This window comes from Kribbella sp. VKM Ac-2571 (assembly GCF_004362255.1).
In the GTDB taxonomy this organism is placed as follows: domain Bacteria; phylum Actinomycetota; class Actinomycetes; order Propionibacteriales; family Kribbellaceae; genus Kribbella; species Kribbella pratensis.
Map to the genome: position 1 here is coordinate 23,530 of NZ_SNWS01000017.1, position 19,274 is coordinate 42,803.

At 68.4% G+C, this 19,274-nt stretch carries 17 protein-coding genes; 6 read left to right on the top strand and 11 right to left on the bottom strand.

The annotated features are described in order from the left end of the window. Positions 1-47 precede the first annotated feature (47 nt). A complete protein-coding gene (locus EV651_RS31265; RefSeq protein ID WP_166658855.1) occupies positions 48-770 on the top strand; it encodes a bifunctional 2-polyprenyl-6-hydroxyphenol methylase/3-demethylubiquinol 3-O-methyltransferase UbiG in 723 nt (240 codons plus the stop codon). On the opposite strand, the gene EV651_RS31270 is transcribed toward EV651_RS31265, so the two are convergent. The 3 genes from EV651_RS31270 to EV651_RS31280 are packed head-to-tail and all read right to left on the bottom strand — an operon-like array spanning position 730 to position 3,568. Then, entirely contained in the window at positions 730-1,326 is a 597-nt protein-coding gene (locus tag EV651_RS31270; protein ID WP_133788862.1) for an ABC transporter permease, read from the bottom strand. The two genes, EV651_RS31265 and EV651_RS31270, sit on opposite strands and share 41 nt — an antisense overlap. Further along, the gene (locus EV651_RS31275; protein ID WP_133788863.1) at positions 1,323-2,663 is read right to left on the bottom strand and encodes an ABC transporter permease subunit; all 1,341 of its coding nucleotides are present in this window, start codon (positions 2,661-2,663) and stop codon (positions 1,323-1,325) included. The genes EV651_RS31270 and EV651_RS31275 overlap by 4 nt, the downstream gene beginning before the upstream one ends. Continuing rightward, a complete protein-coding gene (locus EV651_RS31280) occupies positions 2,660-3,568 on the bottom strand; it encodes an ATP-binding cassette domain-containing protein (RefSeq protein ID WP_133788864.1) in 909 nt (302 codons plus the stop codon). The genes EV651_RS31275 and EV651_RS31280 overlap by 4 nt, the downstream gene beginning before the upstream one ends. 111 nt (positions 3,569-3,679) lie before the next feature. Here EV651_RS31280 and EV651_RS31285 point away from each other — a divergent pair, with 111 nt between their 5' ends. Together EV651_RS31285 and EV651_RS31290 are read left to right on the top strand one after the other, a co-directional pair. Continuing rightward, the gene (locus tag EV651_RS31285; RefSeq protein ID WP_133788865.1) at positions 3,680-4,342 is read left to right on the top strand and encodes a response regulator transcription factor; all 663 of its coding nucleotides are present in this window, start codon (positions 3,680-3,682) and stop codon (positions 4,340-4,342) included. After that, positions 4,339-5,352 carry a cell wall metabolism sensor histidine kinase WalK gene (locus tag EV651_RS31290; protein ID WP_133788866.1) on the top strand — a complete coding sequence of 338 codons (1,014 nt, stop codon included), beginning with the start codon at positions 4,339-4,341 and terminating at the stop codon, positions 5,350-5,352. Before EV651_RS31285 ends, EV651_RS31290 begins: the two co-directional genes overlap by 4 nt. On the opposite strand, the gene EV651_RS31295 is transcribed toward EV651_RS31290, so the two are convergent. From EV651_RS31295 to EV651_RS31310, 4 genes are all read right to left on the bottom strand, one after another. Continuing rightward, positions 5,337-5,690 (bottom strand): GntR family transcriptional regulator, encoded by a 354-nt coding sequence (locus EV651_RS31295; RefSeq protein WP_133788867.1) that lies wholly within the window; start codon positions 5,688-5,690, stop codon positions 5,337-5,339. The genes EV651_RS31290 and EV651_RS31295 overlap by 16 nt on opposite strands. Positions 5,691-5,771: 81 nt before the next feature. After that, positions 5,772-7,547, bottom strand: a complete 1,776-nt coding sequence (gene aspS / locus EV651_RS31300) for an aspartate--tRNA ligase (RefSeq protein WP_133788868.1) — start codon at positions 7,545-7,547, stop codon at positions 5,772-5,774. Further along, positions 7,544-8,875 (bottom strand): histidine--tRNA ligase, encoded by a 1,332-nt coding sequence (gene hisS, locus EV651_RS31305; protein ID WP_133788869.1) that lies wholly within the window; start codon positions 8,873-8,875, stop codon positions 7,544-7,546. The genes aspS and hisS overlap by 4 nt, the downstream gene beginning before the upstream one ends. After that, the gene (locus EV651_RS31310) at positions 8,872-9,573 is read right to left on the bottom strand and encodes an MBL fold metallo-hydrolase (protein ID WP_133788870.1); all 702 of its coding nucleotides are present in this window, start codon (positions 9,571-9,573) and stop codon (positions 8,872-8,874) included. The genes hisS and EV651_RS31310 overlap by 4 nt, the downstream gene beginning before the upstream one ends. 260 nt (positions 9,574-9,833) lie before the next feature. On the opposite strand from EV651_RS31310, the gene EV651_RS31315 reads away from it, so the two are divergent. Next, positions 9,834-11,060, top strand: a complete 1,227-nt coding sequence (locus tag EV651_RS31315) for a DUF349 domain-containing protein (RefSeq protein ID WP_133788871.1) — start codon at positions 9,834-9,836, stop codon at positions 11,058-11,060. A 39-nt stretch (positions 11,061-11,099) separates the two neighbouring features. Here the strand turns inward: EV651_RS31315 and EV651_RS31320 are convergent, their stop codons facing one another. Continuing rightward, entirely contained in the window at positions 11,100-14,948 is a 3,849-nt protein-coding gene (locus EV651_RS31320; RefSeq protein WP_133788872.1) for a DUF11 domain-containing protein, read from the bottom strand. 134 nt (positions 14,949-15,082) lie between these two features. Here EV651_RS31320 and EV651_RS31325 point away from each other — a divergent pair, with 134 nt between their 5' ends. Continuing rightward, positions 15,083-15,940 carry a hypothetical protein gene (locus tag EV651_RS31325; protein WP_133788873.1) on the top strand — a complete coding sequence of 286 codons (858 nt, stop codon included), beginning with the start codon at positions 15,083-15,085 and terminating at the stop codon, positions 15,938-15,940. A gap of 55 nt (positions 15,941-15,995) precedes the next feature. On the opposite strand, the gene EV651_RS31330 is transcribed toward EV651_RS31325, so the two are convergent. Both EV651_RS31330 and EV651_RS31335 read right to left on the bottom strand, forming a co-directional pair. Continuing rightward, the gene (locus tag EV651_RS31330; RefSeq protein WP_133788874.1) at positions 15,996-16,766 is read right to left on the bottom strand and encodes a hypothetical protein; all 771 of its coding nucleotides are present in this window, start codon (positions 16,764-16,766) and stop codon (positions 15,996-15,998) included. Position 16,767: 1 nt separating this feature from the next. Further along, the gene (locus EV651_RS31335; protein ID WP_133788875.1) at positions 16,768-17,352 is read right to left on the bottom strand and encodes a papain-like cysteine protease family protein; all 585 of its coding nucleotides are present in this window, start codon (positions 17,350-17,352) and stop codon (positions 16,768-16,770) included. A 179-nt stretch (positions 17,353-17,531) separates the two neighbouring features. Here EV651_RS31335 and EV651_RS31340 point away from each other — a divergent pair, with 179 nt between their 5' ends. Continuing rightward, positions 17,532-18,434: a hypothetical protein gene (locus tag EV651_RS31340; RefSeq protein WP_133788876.1), complete on the top strand. Its 903-nt coding sequence runs from the start codon at positions 17,532-17,534 to the stop codon at positions 18,432-18,434. A 3-nt stretch (positions 18,435-18,437) separates the two neighbouring features. Here EV651_RS31340 and EV651_RS31345 read toward each other — a convergent pair whose 3' ends face one another. After that, positions 18,438-19,154: a hypothetical protein gene (locus tag EV651_RS31345; protein ID WP_238157305.1), complete on the bottom strand. Its 717-nt coding sequence runs from the start codon at positions 19,152-19,154 to the stop codon at positions 18,438-18,440. Positions 19,155-19,274: the final 120 nt, after the last annotated feature.

The window sequence follows — 19,274 nt, forward strand, 5'->3', positions numbered from 1 at the left end:
ACCCAAATTACGTGGCTGGCGGGAGCGCGGCGAGACATAGTAGGCAGGTGCGGTACTACTTCGCGGAGCATCAGGCGGCTTACCGGCGGCTCGGGCGCGGAGGTATGACGCAGTGGAACGAGCTCTTCGGTGAGAGTTGGACGTTCGACGACTTTCCTAATCGGGCGTTCCTCGAAAGCGTTCTCGATCGGCTGCCTGCGTCAGGTGAGGTGCTGGAGTACGGATGTGGCACCGGGCCGGCCGCGTGCTTTCTTGCGGCGCGTGGGTTTCGTGTAGACGCGGTCGACCTGATCCCGGAAGCGATCGCCCTCGCCCGACGGTTCGCGCGGCAGCGAGGGGTGAGCGTCAACTTCAGCGTGCAGGACATGTGCGCGATGCCGGCCGGGAGCAAGCAGTACGACGTGATTCTCGACAGCTACTGCCTCCAGTCGATCGTCACGGACCCCGACCGTGCCAGCGTCCTCACCGCTGTACGAAAGCGCCTGAAACCCAACGGCCACTACATCCTCTCCACGGCCATGTACGACCCGGCCCGCGTCTACGACGACAACTTCCGGTACGACGCCACCACCGGCATCTGCTACGAAAGAACCACCGCCCCAGCGGACGACGCCGTACAACTCGACAACACCTGGTACCTCCCCCACCGCCGCCACCTGCGACCAGACGCACTCCGTGCCGAACTGGAGCGCGCCGGACTGCGCGTCATCTCCCAGCACGGCGGCAACGTCATCTCAGTCGTAGCGTTCCCACCAGAAGCGCACCAATAGCCCACGCGGTGAGTACGGGAAGGCCTGCGGTCATGGGAGCAAGCTCTTCGACCACGTGCGGGTTGGCGACCAGTGGTGCGAGGATCGGCGGAAGGTACAGCAGGCCGAGCACACTACCGATCGCGACCGCCGAGTCATGTACGACGGCGGCCACTCCGACGCTGAGGATCGCGATGAGGACCAGGTACGCGACGGCTCGTGCCGCGGCATGTAGCTCGAGGCCTTCGGCAAGCCCGGCCAGAGACAGCACAGTCCCGTCCACCGCAGCCACAACGGCGGCTACCACTGCCTTTGCTGCCATCACGGTGCTCCGGCTGGGCACTGCAGCAAGCGTCGTATGGATGAGGCCGGTGCTGTACTCGCCACTGACCACAAGCACGCCCAGTACTGCCACAGGTGCCTGCCCGGCGTACACGCCGCTGAGCAACGCCTTGGTGCCACAGGTAGTGGCAGCCGCGCAGACAGCAGCGCTCAGGGCAACAGTGACGATCACAGTGACCAGCAGCAGCCACGCCGCGCCAGGCGTCGTACGTAACTTGGTCCACTCGGCTCTCACACATCCCTCCGGCGGAGCAGTACGGCGGCAACCGCCAGAGCGACAGCGGTGTACCCACACAGCACGGCCAAGCCAGCCCACGGCGCCAACGGGTAGTAGCCGTTCGCCGGCGTGTAGACGCTGTCGACCTGCGGGTAGCGAGTCAAGGTCTGCTGTACGGCGAATGCAGCGGCCGGAGTGACCCGTGTCATCCACTGCGCCAGCGACGGCGGCAGGAACGGCGCAAGCGCCAGGAGGTACGGCAGCACGGTCACAACGACCACGGTGGTGACGGCCGTCGCACTGCGCCGCAGAATGACGCCAACGCTCAATGCCAGAACAGCCGTGATGGCCAGCACTGCCGCCGTGCCGACCTCAGCCCGGATCAGTGCCAGCGGACCGGCTGGAAACACGTAAGCACCGAGGCTGCGAACCACCCGCAACCACAGCGGTACTGCGAGCGCAGTGGCCAAGAGAGCCGCTGCGAACGTCGCACCGGCGAGCACCGCGGCCTTCGCGAGCAACACGCGGAATCGGCCGGTTCCGGCGCTCAAGCTGAGCCTGATCACCCCGTACCGGTACTCCGTCGTAACCATCAGGGTGCCCACCACAACGATCACGATCAGCGCCGGGAAGGTACCGAAGAGCAGGTCGCCGGCGGCAGCTCCCACCGGTACGTCGCTGCGGGTCGCCGGCCCGAGATCACCGCGACCCGTCATTGTGAAGCCTGCACCTGAAGAGACAACGCTCCCAGTCCACTCAGCGACCAGCCAAGCGCCAGCCAGCTGCGGCCTGCTGAACACCGCAGTCGCAGTGTCATCGGCGATGGCGATGCCCCTGATCCGAGACGGGCACGCAACGAACAGCCCTGCCTGGGCGGGGCCGCTCAACTGCACCCTGTCGACCACTGTCCACCGAGAGCCGTCCGCCGACGCCTCACCGGTCACCGTGCCTCCAGAACGCGTCAGCCGCACCCAACGCACCGCCGGACCGGCCTTGTCGTACAGGTAGTCGTGCTGCATCCGTACGCCGTGCCCGCCGGTGACCATGATCGCCGCGTACCGCGACCCCGCCCTGACCATCAGCCCGGCCTTCGCCCACGGCCCGTCCTGCTCGGAGGACAGCTTGCTGACGGCAACGGTGATCTGACCGTCCCCGGGCAACGGGCGGTGCACGAAGGAGTAGGAGTTGTTGACCGGCTGGCCATCCGGCCCTGTCACAGGAGACGGCTCATCACCGGGTCCGCCGCCGAGACCGGTCAGAGGGAACAGCAGGATCAACAGCGCCGCCACCACAACACCCCGCACCCAGCCAGGCACCGACCGGAACTTGGTGAACTCCGCCCGCAACAGGTTCACGCCGGCGCTCCCCGGTACTCGACGGCGTCGCCGGTCAGGTCCAGGTACGCCTCTTCCAGCGTCGCCCGGTGCGGCGTGACCTCGGAGAAGGGCAGGCCGTTGGCCGTCAGCACAGCCACGATCTGCTCGGCCGCAAGACGCCGTACGACGATGTCGTCGGCCTCCACCACCTGGCCGCCTGCAGCTGTAAGTGCTGCGGTGACAGGCTCAGGTGTACTGGTCCGCAGCCGCACTCGATCACCCGAGACCGCCGCGATCAGCTCGGCGACATTGCTGTCAGCGACCACTCGTCCGCGACCTACAACAACCACGTGCTCGGCCATGTCCTGTAGCTCGCTCATGAGGTGGCTGGACACCAGTACGGCCCGCCCCTGCTCGGCCAGCGAGCGCAGGAAGCCGCGCAGCCACACGATGCCTTCGGGGTCCATGCCGTTGAACGGCTCGTCCAGCATGATCGTCGGCGGATCACCCAGCAGCGCAGCCGCGATACCGAGCCGTTGCCGCATGCCCAGCGAGTAGCCGCCGGCGGTACGGCGACTCGCGGACGCCAGCCCCACCTGCTCGATCACCTCGTCCACCCGGCGCGCGCCAAGACCCTGTGTCTGCGCAAGCCACAGGAGGTGGTTACGGCCGCTCCGCGCCGGGTGCAGCGCCGATGCGTCCAGCAAGGAGCCAAGCGAACGCAGTGGGCACTTCAGCGACCGGTACGGCCGGCCACAGACGAGTGCCTGTCCCGCATCAGCAGTCTGCAACCCCAGGATGATCCGCATGGTCGTGGACTTCCCGGCCCCATTGGGCCCGACGAACCCGGTCACGCGCCCGGGCCGTGCCGTGAACGTCATCCCGTCCAGCGCAGTCGTCCCGCCGTACCGCTTCCGCAACTCCGCCACCTCGATCGATGTCATGGCATGGTTTGTACGCGGGCCGCGGTGACGCCTCGGTGCGCTCGCCTGTCACCTGGTTGTCACCACCCGCCTGGCATCGTGGACCGCCGTACGTCGAGAGGAGCTGGGCAGATGAGAGTGCTGGTGGTTGAGGATCACCAGACGCTGAACCGGCTGATCGCCACCGGCTTGCGCCGCGAGGCGATGGCTGTCGACACGGCCCTCGACGGCGGGGACGCGCTGGAGCGGATGGCTGTCACGCGGTACGACGTCGTTGTCCTGGATCGCGATCTGCCTGAGGTGCACGGCGACGAGGTCTGCCGGCGGATCGTGTACGGCGGAGCGGGCGAGCGGGTGCTGATGCTGACCGCGGCCGGGACGGTGCGCGATCGGGTCGAGGGGCTCGGCCTGGGCGCCGACGACTACCTGCCGAAGCCGTTCGACCTCGCGGAGCTGGTGGCCCGCGTACGGGCTCTGGGACGGCGATCCGCGCCGGCGCTGCCGCCCGTCCTGGACAACGGCGATCTGAGCCTGGACCCGAACCGCCGGGTCGCGTTCCGGGCCGGACGGCGGCTGGAGCTCAGCCCGAAGGAGTTCGCGGTCCTCGAACATCTGCTCTCCGCCGGCGGTCGTGCCGTACCGGCCGAAGAGCTGCTCGAACGTGTCTGGGACGAGGCAGCCGATCCGTTCACGACAACGGTGAAGACCACGATCGGACGGCTGCGCAGCAAACTCGGCGACCCGCCGGCCATCCACACCGTCCGCGAGGGCGGCTACCGGATCGACTCCCCATGACGGCCCTTCCCCGACTCCGCACCCGGCTCGCGCTGCTCCACACCGCGGTCGCCTTCGGATGCAGCATGGTGGTGCTGGGAGTCGTGGCGCTGGGGATGTTCAACGGCAGCCACACGACCAGCGGGTCTACTGACAACCTCACCGACGTACTGCGCTATGCCGCCGTCGCCCTCGTATTACTGGCAGCAGCCTCGATCGCCCTCGGCTGGATGATCGCCGGCCGAGCGCTGCGTCCGCTCGACACGATCACACGTGCCGCGCGAAGCATGTCCGCTCAGGACCTGGAGACCCGGCTCCGCATACCGCCCGGATACAGCGAGTTCACCGAGCTGGCCGGCACACTGGACGGCTTGCTGCGGCGGCTGCACGAGTCGTTCACCGCGCAACGGCAGTTCGTCGCCAATGCGTCGCATGAGCTGCGTACGCCGCTCACCGTGCAGCGGACGCTCCTCCAACTCACGCTGGCCGACCCTGATGCGTCCGCCGACACACTCCGATCGGCGTGCGAAGAACTGCTGGATCTCGGCCGGCAGCAAGAGCAGCTGATCGATGCGCTCCTCACCTTGGCGACCGGCTACGACGGAATCGACCGGCGCGAACGCTTCGACCTCGCCCACCTGACGTCGCAGATCGTTCGGGAACACCAGGCCGAAGCTGAGGTCCGCGACATCCAGCTCCGCACCTCGTTGACCCCGGCCTCGATCACAGGCGACGTACCGCTGACGGCCAGCCTGGTCACGAACCTGATCGCCAACGCCATCCGCCACAACATCCCCGGCGGCACCGTCGACATTGCCACCGCGGACAGCCGTCTGACCGTCACCAACACCGGCCGCAAGATCCCACCCGACGAGATCAGCCGGCTGACCGAGCCGTTCCAGCGTGCACAGTCTCAAGGGCACGGCCTCGGCCTCGCCGTCATCACCGCCGTCGCCCGAGCCCACCAGGCCCAGCTGACCATCGAGCCCAACCCGGCCGGCGGCCTCCACATCAGCTACCAAGCGCGCTGAAGGATCTCCGTGGCTTCGGCGAACGACAGACCGGCCTCACGAGCAGCTTGGGCGAGCTTCACGGCGGCGGTGTGAGTCGCGGCGTCGTCGATCTGGCTGCGGGAGGCCAGGACGAACGTGCCGTTGCGGCCGCGGGTCTCGACCAGGTGGTCGGCTTCCAGTTCCTTGTAGGCGCGCGCGACGGTGTTCACGGCCAGCCCGAGGTCCAGCGACAGCTGACGCACGGTCGGCAGCCTGGTCCCCCGCGCCAGCTCGCCCGCGCGGATCAACGCCTCGATCTGCGAACGGACCTGCTCGTACGGCGGAGTCAGGCCGACCGGATCGACTGTGATGTCCATCCGGTCAGCATCTCAGGTGAAGTCCTCCGCGGTGTACGGGCGCTGCTCCACCAGGACCAGCCAGTTGCCCGAGTTGTCGCGCTACTTGTCCTTGGGCTCCGGCTTCGCGTCCACGCCGGCTTCCTTGCGCTGCTCGGGCGTGATCGGCGCCGGCGCCGCGGTCAGCGGGTCGAACCCGCCGCCGGACTTCGGGAACGCGATCACGTCGCGGATCGACTCGGTGCCGGCGAGCAGCGCGGTGATCCGGTCCCAGCCGAACGCGATCCCGCCGTGCGGCGGCGCGCCGAACTTGAACGCGTCGAGCAGGAAGCCGAACTTCTCCGACGCTTCCTCGTCGGTCAGCCCCATCACCTTGAAGACCCGCTTCTGCACGTCCTCGCGGTGAATACGGATCGAGCCGCCGCCGATCTCGTTGCCGTTGCAGACGATGTCGTACGCATACGCCAGCGCCGACCCGGGATCGGTGTCGAACGTCGCCAGCGAGTCCGGCTTCGGCGACGTGAAGGCATGGTGCACGGCGGTCCACGCGCCGGACCCGACCGCGACGTCGCCCGCGGCGGTCGCGTCGTCGGCCGGCTCGAACAGCGGCGCGTCCACGACCCACACGAACGACCACGCCGACTCGTCGATCAGGCCGCCGCGACGGCCGATCTCCAGCCGGGCCGCGCCGAGCAGCGCCCGCGACGTCTTCACCGGACCCGCGGCGAAGAAGATGCAGTCACCCGGCTTCGCACCGACGTGGTCGGCGATGCCCGCGCGCTCCTCCTCCGACAGGTTCTTCGCGACCGGCCCGGCGAGCTCGCCGTCCTGACCGACCAGCACGTAGGCCAATCCGCGAGCGCCCCGCTGCTTGGCCCACTCCTGCCACGCGTCCAGCTGCTTGCGCGGCTGGTCCGCACCACCCGGCATCACGACAGCACCGACGTACGGCGCCTGGAACACGCGGAACGGTGTGTTCTTGAAGTACTCCGTGCACTCGACGAGCTCGAGGCCCATCCGCAGATCCGGCTTGTCGGAGCCGAACCGCGCCATCGCCTCGCCGTACGTCATCCGCGGAATCGGCGTCTGCACGTCGTACCCGACGAGCTTCCAGAGCGCCGTGAGGATCTCCTCGGACAGCGCGATGATGTCGTCCTGGTCGACGAAGCTCATCTCGATGTCCAGCTGGGTGAACTCCGGCTGCCGGTCGGCGCGGAAGTCCTCGTCGCGGTAGCAGCGGGCGATCTGGTAGTACCGCTCCATACCGGCCACCATCAGCAGCTGCTTGAACAGCTGCGGCGACTGCGGCAGCGCGTACCAGCTGCCCGGCTGCAGGCGGGCCGGGACCAGGAAGTCGCGGGCGCCTTCCGGCGTGGACTTCGTCAGTGTCGGCGTCTCGAGCTCGACGAAGTCGTGCTTGGCCAGCACCTCACGGGCGGCCTTGTTCACCTCGCTGCGCAGACGGAGCGCCGAACCCGGGCCCTGGCGCCGCAGGTCGAGGTAGCGGTACTTGAGCCGGATCTCCTCGTTCACCGGCGTGGCGTGGTGCTCCTCGACCGGGAAGGGCAGCGGAGCCGCCTCGTTCAGGACCTCGACCTCGGTCGCGATCACCTCGATCTCGCCGGTCGGCAGGTTCGGGTTCGCGTTGCCCTCCGGACGCGGCGAGACCTCGCCGACGATCTTCAGGCAGTACTCCGAACGCAGGCCGTGCGCGGCGTCCTCGTCGCGGATCACGACCTGGACGGTGCCGGTCGAGTCGCGCAGGTCGATGAACGCCACGCCGCCGTGATCGCGTCGCCGCGCCACCCAGCCCGCCAGAATCACCGTCTGCCCGGCGTGCTCGGCACGCAACGAGCCTGCGGAATGGGTACGGATCACGAGTTCTCCTCTTGCGTCTTGATGCTTGGACGTAGGTCTTGAGCCGGCGGGGCCCAGGTCGCCGCATCCGCGGGCACCTGCTCACCGCTGCGGATGTCCTTCACCTCGGGCCCGTTCTCGGTGCTGAACCAGACGAACGGAATACCGCGGCGATCGGCGAACTTGATCTGCTTCCCGAACTTGGCCGCGGCCGGCGCGACCTCCACCGCGATCCCCCGGCCCCGCAACTGGATCGCCGTCCGCATCGCCTCGGCCCGGTCCTCCTCCGAGTTCAGCGCGATCAGCACAGCAGTCGGCGTACGCCGGGATGCGGTCAGCAATCCCTTGCTGATCAAGCGGTGCACCAGCCGCGACACACCGATCGAGATCCCGACGCCGGGGTACGTCGTCCTGCCGTCGGACGCCAGCGAGTCGTAGCGACCGCCGGAGCAGATCGACCCGTAGCCCTCGTCACCGATCAGCTGAGTCTCGTAGACCGTGCCGGTGTAGTAGTCGAGGCCGCGCGCGATCTTCAGGTCCGCGACGAGCAGGCCGGGTGCGTGCTCGTTCGCCGCCGTCATGATCTGCGACAGCCGCTCGAGGCCCTCGTCGAGGATCTCGTGCTGCACGCCGAGCGCGCGCACCTGATCCGCGAACGACGCGTCCGTCGACGAGATCTCCGCCAGCCGCAGCACCTGCTTCGCGGTCTCCGCGGACAGGCCCGCCGCGGTCAGCAGGTCGGTGACCTTGTCCGGGCCGATCTTGTCCAGCTTGTCGACGATCCGGAGCGCTCCGGTGATGTCCTCGATGCCGAGACCGCGGTAGAAGCCCTCCGGGATCTGCCGGGTGTTCACCTGGATCCGGAACGGCGGGATCGGCAGCTTGCGGAACGCGTCCGCGATCACCAGCGGCAGCTCGACCTCGTAGTGGAACGGCAGCTCGCCGCTGTCGATGATGTCGATGTCCGCCTGGGTGAACTCGCGGTACCGGCCCTCCTGCGGACGCTCACCCCGCCACACCTTCTGGATCTGGTAGCGCCGGAACGGGAACACCAGCTTGCCCCTGTGCTCCAGCACGTACCGGGCGAACGGGACGGTCAGGTCGAAGTGCAGGCCGAGCGCCGCGTCCTCGTCTGCGCCGGCCGCGAGCCGACGTACGCCGTAGATCTCCTTGTCGGCGTCCTCGCCCTGGTCGGACAGCCGCTCGACCGGCTCGACCGCGCGGGTCTCGATCGACGCGAAACCGTGCAGCTCGAACGTCTCCCGGATCACGTCGAGGAACTGCAGCTCGACGATCCGGTCCGACGGCAGGAATTCGGGAAACCCGCTCAGAGGGGTCACCTTGCTCATGAGTTCTGTATCTCCAGGTCCTGCAAGTAGGGGTTGGTCGCCTTCTCCCGGCCGATCGTGGTCTGGCCACCATGACCCGGCAGGACGACGATCTCGTCGCGCATCGGCAGGATCTTGGTGGCCAGCGTATGCAGCATCGCCGGATGGTCGCCGCCAGGCAGATCCGTCCGGCCGATCGACCCGGCGAACAACACGTCACCGGAGAACAGGACGGCGGGCACCTGCTGTGTGCCCTTTTGGGGCCCGTCGTACGGCGTGGTGAAGGTGACCGAGCCGCGGGTGTGACCCGGGGTGTGGTCGACCGTGAACCGGAGCCCCGCCAGCTCGAGCGCCTGCCCGTCCTCGAGTTCCGACACCTCGTCGGGCTCGGCGAAGGCGTGGTCGCCGCCGAGCAGCATCCGCGCCGTCTCCGGGCTGATCCCGGCCATCGGGTCGGCGAGCAGGTGCCGGTCGTCCGGGTGGATCCAGGCGGTCGCGTCGTACGTCCCGCAGACCGGGAGGACGGAGAACATGTGGTCGATGTGACCGTGCGTGAGCAGCACCGCGACGGGTTTCAGCTTGTTCTCCCGGACGACTTCTTCGACACCCGGTGTCGCGTCCATCCCGGGGTCGACGACGATGCATTCCGCGCCCTGGCCGGTGGCGACGACGTAGCAGTTCGTACCCCACGGTCCCGCGGGGAACCCGGCGATGAGCACGGCAGACCTTCCTGGAACGGGGTTCGGGACCCACCAAGGTTACCCGGGTGGTTCGCCGTACTTCGAACCGGATTGTGATGCAACCCCGTTGCGCCTGAGCTGGGAGTTTGTGATTGTTCAGGGATAAGCCTTTGCACGCCGGAGGCTTGAGCGTCGAGAAGGCAGCTCGACGCGCCCAGGCGGGCCCTGTCCGCGCGGTTGGACCGGGGACTGACCAGAATGGGCACGAGCGCAGTGCATACCGCCGGAAGGGGCGAGTTGTGGCCGGAGAGAACTGGGGCCGGGTAGCCGAGGACGGAACGGTCTTCGTACGGACGAAGGACGGTGAACGGGCGGTCGGCCAGTGGCCGGACGCGAACCCCGAGGAGGCGCTCGCCTTCTACACCCGCCGGTACGACGCGCTGGCGTTCGAGGTGGAGCTACTGGAACAGCGTGTGCAGGCAGGCACAGTTTCTCCGGACGACGCCCGCGCTGCGGTGAAGAAGGTCGCCGCCTCGATCGAGGGCGCACAGGCGGTCGGCGACCTGGACGGACTGCTGGCCCGCCTCGAAGCGCTCACCCCGCTCGTCGCGCAGCAGCGCGAGCGGCGCAAGGCCGAGCGGGCCGCGAAGGTCGAGGAGGCGCGCTCCGCCAAGACCAAGATCGCCACCGAGGCCGAGAGCATCGCGGCCGGTACCGACTGGCGGCACGGCGTGACGCGCCTGCGCGAACTGCTCGACGAGTGGAAGGCACTCCCCCGGCTCGACAAGTCCAGCGACGACGAGCTGTGGCACCGGTTCTCCTCGGCGCGTACGACGTACACGCGGCATCGCAAGCAGCACTTCGCCGAGCTGTCCTCGAAGCGCGAAGAGGCAGCTGTGGTGAAGGAGCGGCTCGCGGCCGAGGCGGAGTCGCTCGCGGGGTCGACCGAGTGGGGTCCGACGTCCGGGCGGTTCCGGGACCTGATGCGGCAGTGGAAGGCCGCCGGGCCGGCGCCTCGTGAGGTGGACGACAAGCTGTGGGCACGGTTCCGCGCCGCGCAGGACCTGTTCTTCGGCGCGCGGGACGCCGTACAGGCCGAAGAGAACGCCGAGCAGGTGGAAAACCTGCGGGCCAAGGAAGCGCTGCTGGCCGAGATCGAGACCATCCTGCCGGTCGAGGACGCCCGCACGGCCCGCGAGCAGCTCCGGGAGTACCTGGACCGCTGGGACCAGATCGGCAAGGTCCCGCGGGACTCGATGCGCGCCATCGACGGACGGCTGCGCGCCGTCGAGCAAGCTGTGAAGGCGGCCGAGGACGAGGTCTGGAACCGCAGCAACCCCGAAGCCCGCGCCCGCGCCGAGGCGACCGTCAAGCAGCTCCAGTCCCTGATTTCGGACCTGGAGAAGCAGGCCGCGAAGTTCGAGGCCCAGGGCAACACCCGTAAGGCCACCGAAGCCCGGGAAGCCATCGCCGCCAGGCGCGAATGGCTGACCCAGGCCCAGAACGCCCTCAACGAGTTCAGCTGACGCCTGCGGGCCCCAGTCCCGCAGGCGTCAGCCCCGCCGTCACGGCCCGAAGAAGGTCATCGTCCGGCCGATCAGCTCCGCCTTGTCCGCAGCCGTTCCGTACGCCTCCAACGGGAAGGCAAGGAACACGACCTTGTAGGTCCCACTGAAGGTCAGCGCGTCGGGCTGGGCAGCGTCGTCGGTGAACGCTGACGTCGCGCCACCGTTCGGCGTGACCCGGTCCTCGAACGTGGCACCCAGGACCGAGTGGTCCAGCGGCACCGTCCCGATGCCGTTCGTCACCGGGTTACCGGCGACGCCGTGCACCGCGCCCGTGGCCTTGTCGTTCTGCGTCTCACTCCCGTCCCACGTGATGTGCAGGTAGTCGCGGACGAAGGTCGTCGTACCGGCTGCCTGGTCGAGGATGTCCTGACCCGACATCAGCAAGCGTCCGCCGTTGTCCAGGAACGCCTGCAGTCGTGCCTCGTACGGCGTGATCGGTGCCGGGTAGGTGTTACCCGTGAACCACACCACGTTCTTGTGCGCGAGCAGGTAGTTCTGCGGCAGGTTGATGTCGGTGCTGAGATCCCAGGTGTCGAACGCGACACCCTTGCTGGTCAGGGCCGTCGCGTACGCACCCTGTACGTCGGGCGCGTTGCCGTCGTTGTCGACGAGCAGAGTGTCGACAGTCACCGCGATCGTCTTGATCGACGCCGATCCCGACACTCCTGGACTGCCGACCGAGGTGGCCGTCACCGTGGCCGTACTGCTACCGCTCGCCCCGACGGTCACCTTGGCGCAGACCGCCGCCGTCGCCCCCGGCGCGACCGCGGGTGTCGTGGTGGCCGGCGTCGTACAGGTCGAGTCGAAGAACGCGACCGGGAAGGTCCCGCCGCTGCTCGACAAGGTGTAGCTGTCGGTCGTGTACCCGAGGTTCTTGACCGACAACGGGTAGCTCACGATCGTCGCCGGCCGGCCGCCGTCGGTCTGCGTCGCCGGGCTGACGCTGACGGCGTACGCCGGTGCGATCGACGTCGTGACCGGTGAACCGGTCGTGAACGGACCTTCGGCCGACACGACCCGGACACCGTCGTTGACGATCGCGGTCAGCTTCTTCGAGTTCGTGATCCGTACGCCGAGGTGCACGGTGATGCTGCCGCCCGCCGGAATGGTCAGACCGTTCCAGGTCGCCACGCCGCCGACGTTCGTACCGCCGTTGTCGGCATCGAGGAACGTCGTGTTCGCCGGGACCGGGTCGGTGACCTTCACCCCGGTCGCGGGTGCGTTGCCGATGTTCTTCACGGTGATCGCGTACTCGAGCCGGCTGCCGGGGCCAACCGGCGTACCGGAGTCGACCTTGGACACGACCAGCGCGGGAACGGCCGACGTGTCGAAGCTGCGGTAGGCGCCGCGACCGTGCGTACCGGCGGCCAGGACCCGGTGGGACGGGTCGAGGTTGAGCTGCCAGATCGCCACGTCCGGGAATCCGGAGCCGAGCGGTGCCCAGTGCACACCACCGTCGTGGGTGACGAACGGTCCGACATCCGTTCCGGCGTACAAGGTGTTCGCGTACGACGGATCCAGGATGACCGAGTTCACCGGGCTGTCGGGCAGGTTGAAGCTGATGTCGGTCCAGGTCGCGCCCGCGTCGGTTGTCTTGAAGACGTGGCCCGGCCGGGACGGCGTAGCGCGGTTGAAGCCCGCGTAGGCGGCGTACGCGATCCGGTAGTTGCTCGGATCGACCGCGAACTGCGTGACCGGCCGCTTCGGCAGCTTGCCGGTGTCCACCCGGTTCCAGGTGGGCGTGTCGCTGACCTGGGCGTTCGGGCTGACGTACACATAGCCGTCCTCGGCGCCGGTGTAGACCGCGTCGCCGCCGCCGACACCGATCGCCGAGATGAAGCATCCGCGTCCCCCGTTCGGCGCCGTGCCGGTGCAGCCGCTGGACAGGTCCGGACTGATCGGCTTCCAGCGCACGTCGCCCGCCGACGGCGCCTTCCCGTTGTCGGTGCGGTAGAGCCGGTAGGTGCCGAGGAACAGCTGATCGGTCCTGCGCTGGTTCTGCACCCACGGCACGTAGAACTCGGCCCGGTCGTTCAGGTTGATGCCGGTCCGGATGTACTGGTTGCTGAAGAAGGACGCGCCGCCGTCGGTGTAGCGGTACGGCGTGATGCCGAAGTACGTGCCGAACACGAAGTTGGCGTCGTTCGGGTCGACCAGGACCTGGCCGCCGTCACCGCTGGCCACGTCGAACCAGGTGTTCGAGGCGGTCGACTTGCGGTCGGTGCCGTTGTCCTGCGTGCCGCCCCAGACCCGGGCCGGAACGGTCGGCACGTTGGCGATCGACGTGAACTGGCCGAGCTGGAGGCCGGTGCGGTGCGTCACCGCGGCGGTGTTCGGATCCACCGTGCCGTTGAGGTTCTGCCAGGTGACGGCGTTGAGCGGATCGGTCGCGTTCGGGCGGCCGCCGCGGTCGTGGCTGTACCAGACACCACCGTCGTTGCCGATCAGCACGTGGTCCGGGTTCGCCGGGTCGACGGCCACCGCGTGGAAGTCCGGGTGCTGGTCCCAGCCCAGGTTCTTCCAGGTCTGTCCGCCGTCGTCGGACCGGAAGATGCCCCCGGAACCGATGGCGTAGTTGAACTGGCCGCCCGCGTAGACGACGTTCGGGTTCACCGGATCGGCGAGGATCACGTTGTCGTACGAACACTGCTCGGCGCAGTAGTCCTCGACGGTGTCGGCCCCGGTGCCGGCAGGCAGGATCGACCAGCTCGCGCCGTCGTTCGTCGACTTGAAGACGCGGGCAGGCTGGTCGTTCCAGTTGAAGCCCGCATACAGGACAGCGTTCTGCTCGGCCGGATGCGACAAGCCGAGCGAGAACCTCGTCCCGGTCCCGGCGTAGTCGGCGGCCGGCAGGCCGGTCATGATCGGCGACCAGTGCGCACCGGCGTCGGTCGACTTGTAGATCGCGTCGCCCCAGAAGGAGCTGTACAGGACCTTCGGGTTCTGCGGGTCGATCTCGAGGTCCGTGGCGCCGTTCAGCTCGGACTTCGCTTCCTTCAGCAAGGTCCAGCTGGAGCCGCCGTCCTTCGACTCCCAGACGCCGTACCGCGAGTGCACCGGAGGCGTCGTACGACGGGCACCGCCGCGGCCGCGCAGGATCGCGGCGTAGAGGTGGCTCGCGTTACCCGGGTCGACGACGAGCGCCGACGTGGAGACGCCCTCGAAGAAGTCGCCGGACACATGGGCCCAGTGCTCGCCGCCGTCGGTGGACTTCATGATGCCGTTGCCGAAGTAGCTGTCGCCGGACAGGGCTCCTTCACCGGTACCGGCGTACACGATCGCGTCGTTGGACGGCGCGACCGCGAGCGCGCCGATGGCGAGCGACGGCTGGTTGTCGGTCTTCGCCGACCAGGTGCCGGTCGCCGGGTCGTACAACCAGATGCCGCCCTGGGCGCCGCCGAGAATGAACCGCCCGTTGCTCGGCCGGATCGCCAGCGCACCGATGCGGCCGGCCATCGCGGTGAAGATCGGCGTACTGCGGGTCACCTGGACGATCGGATCGGGTCCGAGGCCCGTCCAGGAACCGGGGAACGTCGCAGGGCCCGGGCTCGGTGCCCCGTTCTTGCGCAGCTGAGCCGCGGCCCGCGCCGCCGCCGCGCGCTGTGCTCCCGCCTGCTGGTTGTCGAGCTGTTGGTCGCCCGCCGTACGACGGCTCATGAAGAACAGGTCCCGCTGCAACTGGATCTGCTCGTCTTCCTCACTGATCCGCGGCGGAGCCGCGCCCGGCGCCAACACCGGAGTGTCGTCGACGACCGCACTACCCGCGGCACCGCCCGGAGCCATCACCAGCCCCGCGACCAGCACCGCCGACCCAATCCCCGCTACCGCACCCCGAACACTCCTCATCCCGCACTCCCCTTAGTCCCCCGAGTGCGCCGTTGCCTCCTGCAAGGAGGCAACCCACCCCACCCCGTTGTCAAGACCTCACCCCCTGTGGACAACTCCAGGCACGAAAACGGAGAATCAGTCATCCTGCTGGGATGCTTCCCGCGGAACTCCCGATCTACTGGAACGGCCTCCCGTTCCGCGCCCACCAGGTCGGGCGCAAACTCCAATGGCTCCTGGCACGCGGCGAGATCCGCCAGCTGATCGCCGGGCTCTACGTTGACGTGCGCGTGCCGGACACGGTCGAGCTGCGCGCTGACGCGCTGCGCCTCGTCGTACCGCCGAATGCCACCGTGTGCGGACGTGCTGCAGCTTGGCTCCACGGCATCGACACCACAGCACTCAGCCCCGAGCCGTTCCGTCCCGAATGGACGTTCGCCGAACGCCAAGCCGTGGAGGTCCACGGGCTGAGGGTCGCCACGCCGGCTGCTACGGCGATCGAGCTGGCCAAACACCTTCCAAGGCCCTTCGCGTTGTCGGCAGTGGACGGCCTGCTCCATGGCGGCATGCCGATGAGCGACCTCACGACTGCATCAGCCGCCTACTTCGGCGCGGACAGCACCTCACAAGCCGCCCAGCTCCTCCGGATCGCCGACGGACGTGCTGAGTCACCAGGTGAATCCTGGCTCCGGTTACGACTGTTCGACGCCCGCTTTCCCCGCCCCGAACTCCAGGTCCCCGTCGAGGGCAACGGCCGGACGTACCGGTTGGACCTGGGATATCCGGATCTGCCGGTGGACGGGCGACGGCTCGGACTGGAATACGACAGCGACCAAAGGCACTCGTCAACCAAACAACAACTGAAAGACGAAACCCGCCGTACGGAACTGGACGCCTTGGGCTGGCACATCATCTCCATCCGCCGAACCGACCTCTGGGGCTCCTACCCAGCCTTGGAGCTGGCCGTTGGCGCCTTTCTCTGTCAACAGCCCCGCCTCCCCCGCCGCTGGTGACGGCCCGCCGCACCGATGGATTGGTGCGGCGGGCCGGCGGGGCGGATCGGAGGGGTTAGTCGTTGTAGTGGGTCTTGAGGGTGTGGCGGCGGGTGAGTAGTAGGAGGGCGAGTGCGAGTACGCCAGCGGAAGTGGTGATCAGCAGGAGGTGGTTGGAAGGGGATACCTGGGCGGTGGCGGTTGCTGAGGTGGTGGGGTCGTAGCCGCCGGCCATGCCGACGTCGTTGTAGTGGGTGCCGGGCAACTTGTCGGAGTAGCGGGCGGAGACTAGTTCCTGGTAGGCCGTGACGCTGATCGGCTTGGTGCCGATCGACTTGATGGCCGGCTGGTTGAGCGGTCGCACCTGCGTGCCGGAGAGGGCGTACCAGGCGCCGAGCTGGGGCTCGGTGAAGACGAGTGCTCCCGCGGCGGCCGACACCATCCGCGCCTCGGTGTTGCCGGAGGCCACGTTGACTGCGTGCCAGGCGCCCTTCGCATCGGGCGTGGTGAAGACGGTCAACGTCCGGCCGCCTTGTGCCGCGGTGGTTGCGGCGTACCAGAAGGTCGCGACCGGAGCCGAAGCGTCACGCACGAAGGCAGGGTTGAGCGCGTAGATCGGCTGCGTGTCCCGCGCGACACTCGCGGCGGCCTTCGCCGTACCTCCGGCCTTGCCCAGCAGGTTCAGCGCCTCGGACGAACGCGCAGCATTGGTTGCCTTGGACAACTCCGTCGGAGCGACCGGCTGCGGACCCGCCGCAGCGGCAAGACCGGCGGCAGCGAAGGTGAAACCGATACCAGCGGCGAGTACGGCGGCGCAGCGGAGCAGGACGTTCTTCGGGCGGCGCATGTCAGGCTCCGATCCGGTACAGGGAATGCGTCCAGGTGAATTGCGAGTTGGACCGGTACCAGTTGTAGGACGAGTAGTTGTAGCGCGGGTCGTCCGGCCACGGGTTGTAGTACTCGATGGTCGAGTCGGATGCGTCGTACCCGATGATGTCCATCATGTGGCCGCCGCCCGAGGTCCAGCCGATCCGCGTCATCACCGGACGGCCGGCGGCGATCTCGGTGACGAGCGTGCTGAAGCCGAGCGTGGACGAGACGTAGCTGCCGGCGCTGATCCCGATCGCCCGGAAGGCGATCTGGTCGTTGCCGAGCGTGGCCTGGTTGTTCGGGCAGGTGCTGTTCATCGAGTAGCCGAAGGCAAGGTTGCAGAACTGGTTCTGCGAGTACGAGCGGCCGTAGAACGCGGCGATGCTGTTGCCGCTCGCGGCCCAGCACCAGTTCGACTTCTGCTGGGCCTGGCCGGTGACGTTCAGGTAGTAGCTGCTGGGTGCGGCCGAGGCCGGCGGGGCGAGCGGCGCCAACGTCACCAGACCGAGGATCGTGGCCAGAAGCAACGACCAGCTGCGACGAGGCGGGCGGAGCCTGCGCATGAGTCCTCCTTCGAGAGGTACTGCGGGGTGGGCGAGGTCCATCGTCGGGACGGGACCGCGGCCCGGCAAGAACTCGGATCCGAGGTGTGAACGGCAACGGCGCGTGAACGATGCGTGACGAGGCAGTGTCAGCGGGTGCTGTGAATGTTTACACTGCTGCCCTGAAGGAGCGTGGGCCCATGATCAAGCCGGTCGAAGTCCGTGCGGTGACTCCGGAGGCGTCGTTCGCGGAGGCACTGCGGCAGGCGATCGCCCGCCGCGGGCTGGCCCTCAACCGGATCCGGACCCATCTGGCCGACCGCGGGCTGCACGTCGGGGTCGCGACGCTCAGCACCTGGCAGAGCGGCCGCCGGGTCCCCTGCGAGGATTCGCTGGCGACCGTCACGGCGCTAGAAGAGCTCTTGCAGGTGCCGCCCGGCTGGCTGACCGGGCGCATCCCTCCGGCGCGGACCGAGCCGGAAACGGCGCCGCAGCCGTACGCCGTTGTCGACTACGCCGAGGCGCTCACCCGGCTGCTCGATCGGCTCCGTCGCGACGCCCACGGCCGGCTGCGCAACGTGACAGTGCTCGAAGAGGTCCGGCTGGGCGCGGATCGGAGCGCGCACAGCCGGCGGGTAATCCAGAGCGTGGTCGCCGTACAGCCGGTGGATCGGCTGATCATCGCGCACCAGGGCGAGCCGGGCTGCGACGCCGAGCAACTGGCCTTGCGGGCGTTGAGTGGTTGCCGGACCGGGCGGATCGCCCGCTCGCCCGAAGCCGGCGCGATGCTCGGGGAGCTGCTCCTCGACCGCGTCCTCGCTGTCGGCGAGACGGCCGTCGTGCACTACGAGATCGAGGACCGCACCGGGCTGCCGTCGACGGAGTACCAGCGGTTCAGCGAGTGGGGCGGGATGCATTACGTGCTGGAGGTGCAGTTCGACCGTGCCGCGCTGCCGGTCCGCGTCCACGAGATCCGCCGTCGCCACACCTCCGGCCCGAACCTGGTCCACCGCGACCTGATGCTCACCCCCGACGGCCGAGTCCACGTCATCGAAGCCTCCGCAGACCCCGGCACAGTAGGAATCACCTGGGAATGGGACTAGGCCTTAGCTGCGGAAGCCGGTGTGGATGTGGTCGTGGTGGGTTTGGTCGGAGAAGTACGCCGTACCGGAGAGTTGGTAGGGGCCGCCTACGTTGTAGGAGCCCAGGGACACGGCGGCGCGCATGTACGACGTGATGAGCGAGTGGGATGTTGACGGCGACACGACCGGGTGGCCGTCGATCTGCCAGGTGTCGAACGCGCGGCCGCGGGGGTGATCGCTCGGGCGATCGGTGCCGAACACGTTGGTGGGGTGGCCGGAGCGGATCACGCTGACGCCGATCCGATAGGTCTTCGCGAGCTCGAGCATCGTGGTGAGCACGCTGTCATGCACCTGCCCGGAGCGGATGTCCGCGGCGGATGCCGGCGGCAACAAGATCTGCTCGCTGGCCAGCACCTGCCGGGCGGCGGCCGACAGGCTCGCAACCGGCGCTCCGGGTTGGGCCGGGTGCGTCGCGGTCACCCGCCACGTCCCCTGCGACGACTTGCTCAGCCGTACGTCGACCGTCGTGCCACCGCTGATCAAACGGTTCTGCCTGATCGAGTACACGCGGCACGGCACCAGCACGCTGGCCGAGTCACTCAGAATCCCGCCGTACTGCGCGTCGATCACCTCGACCACAGCCCGCGTATCCGTCGGCCGCAACAACTTCACCACCGCCGCCACCGCGAGCCGCTTCACCTCAGGCCGGATCTCCCCCGGCCCCGCCGTCCAGCTCTGCACGGAGGGCAGGGCAACAGCAGGCGGGGAACCAGGCCTCAACGAAGGCGTCAACGTAGGAGGCGATGAAGGAGTCGGTGAAGGCGTAGAAGGTGTTGCACTCGGCTGGTTCTGCGCCGAGGA

What these genes read in the sequence shown, in the direction of transcription:
- hisS (WP_133788869.1), bottom strand. Translation starts at nt 8,875, where the DNA reads ATGAGCAAGGTGACCCCTCTGAGCGGGTTTCCCGAATTCCTGCCGTCG.
- EV651_RS31330 (WP_133788874.1), bottom strand. Translation starts at nt 16,766, where the DNA reads ATGCGCCGCCCGAAGAACGTCCTGCTCCGCTGCGCCGCCGTACTCGCC.
- EV651_RS31340 (WP_133788876.1), top strand. Translation starts at nt 17,532, where the DNA reads ATGATCAAGCCGGTCGAAGTCCGTGCGGTGACTCCGGAGGCGTCGTTC.
- EV651_RS31320 (WP_133788872.1), bottom strand. Translation starts at nt 14,948, where the DNA reads ATGAGGAGTGTTCGGGGTGCGGTAGCGGGGATTGGGTCGGCGGTGCTG.
- EV651_RS31325 (WP_133788873.1), top strand. Translation starts at nt 15,083, where the DNA reads ATGCTTCCCGCGGAACTCCCGATCTACTGGAACGGCCTCCCGTTCCGC.
- EV651_RS31335 (WP_133788875.1), bottom strand. Translation starts at nt 17,352, where the DNA reads ATGCGCAGGCTCCGCCCGCCTCGTCGCAGCTGGTCGTTGCTTCTGGCC.
- EV651_RS31290 (WP_133788866.1), top strand. Translation starts at nt 4,339, where the DNA reads ATGACGGCCCTTCCCCGACTCCGCACCCGGCTCGCGCTGCTCCACACC.
- EV651_RS31295 (WP_133788867.1), bottom strand. Translation starts at nt 5,690, where the DNA reads ATGGACATCACAGTCGATCCGGTCGGCCTGACTCCGCCGTACGAGCAG.
- EV651_RS31280 (WP_133788864.1), bottom strand. Translation starts at nt 3,568, where the DNA reads ATGACATCGATCGAGGTGGCGGAGTTGCGGAAGCGGTACGGCGGGACG.
- EV651_RS31285 (WP_133788865.1), top strand. Translation starts at nt 3,680, where the DNA reads ATGAGAGTGCTGGTGGTTGAGGATCACCAGACGCTGAACCGGCTGATC.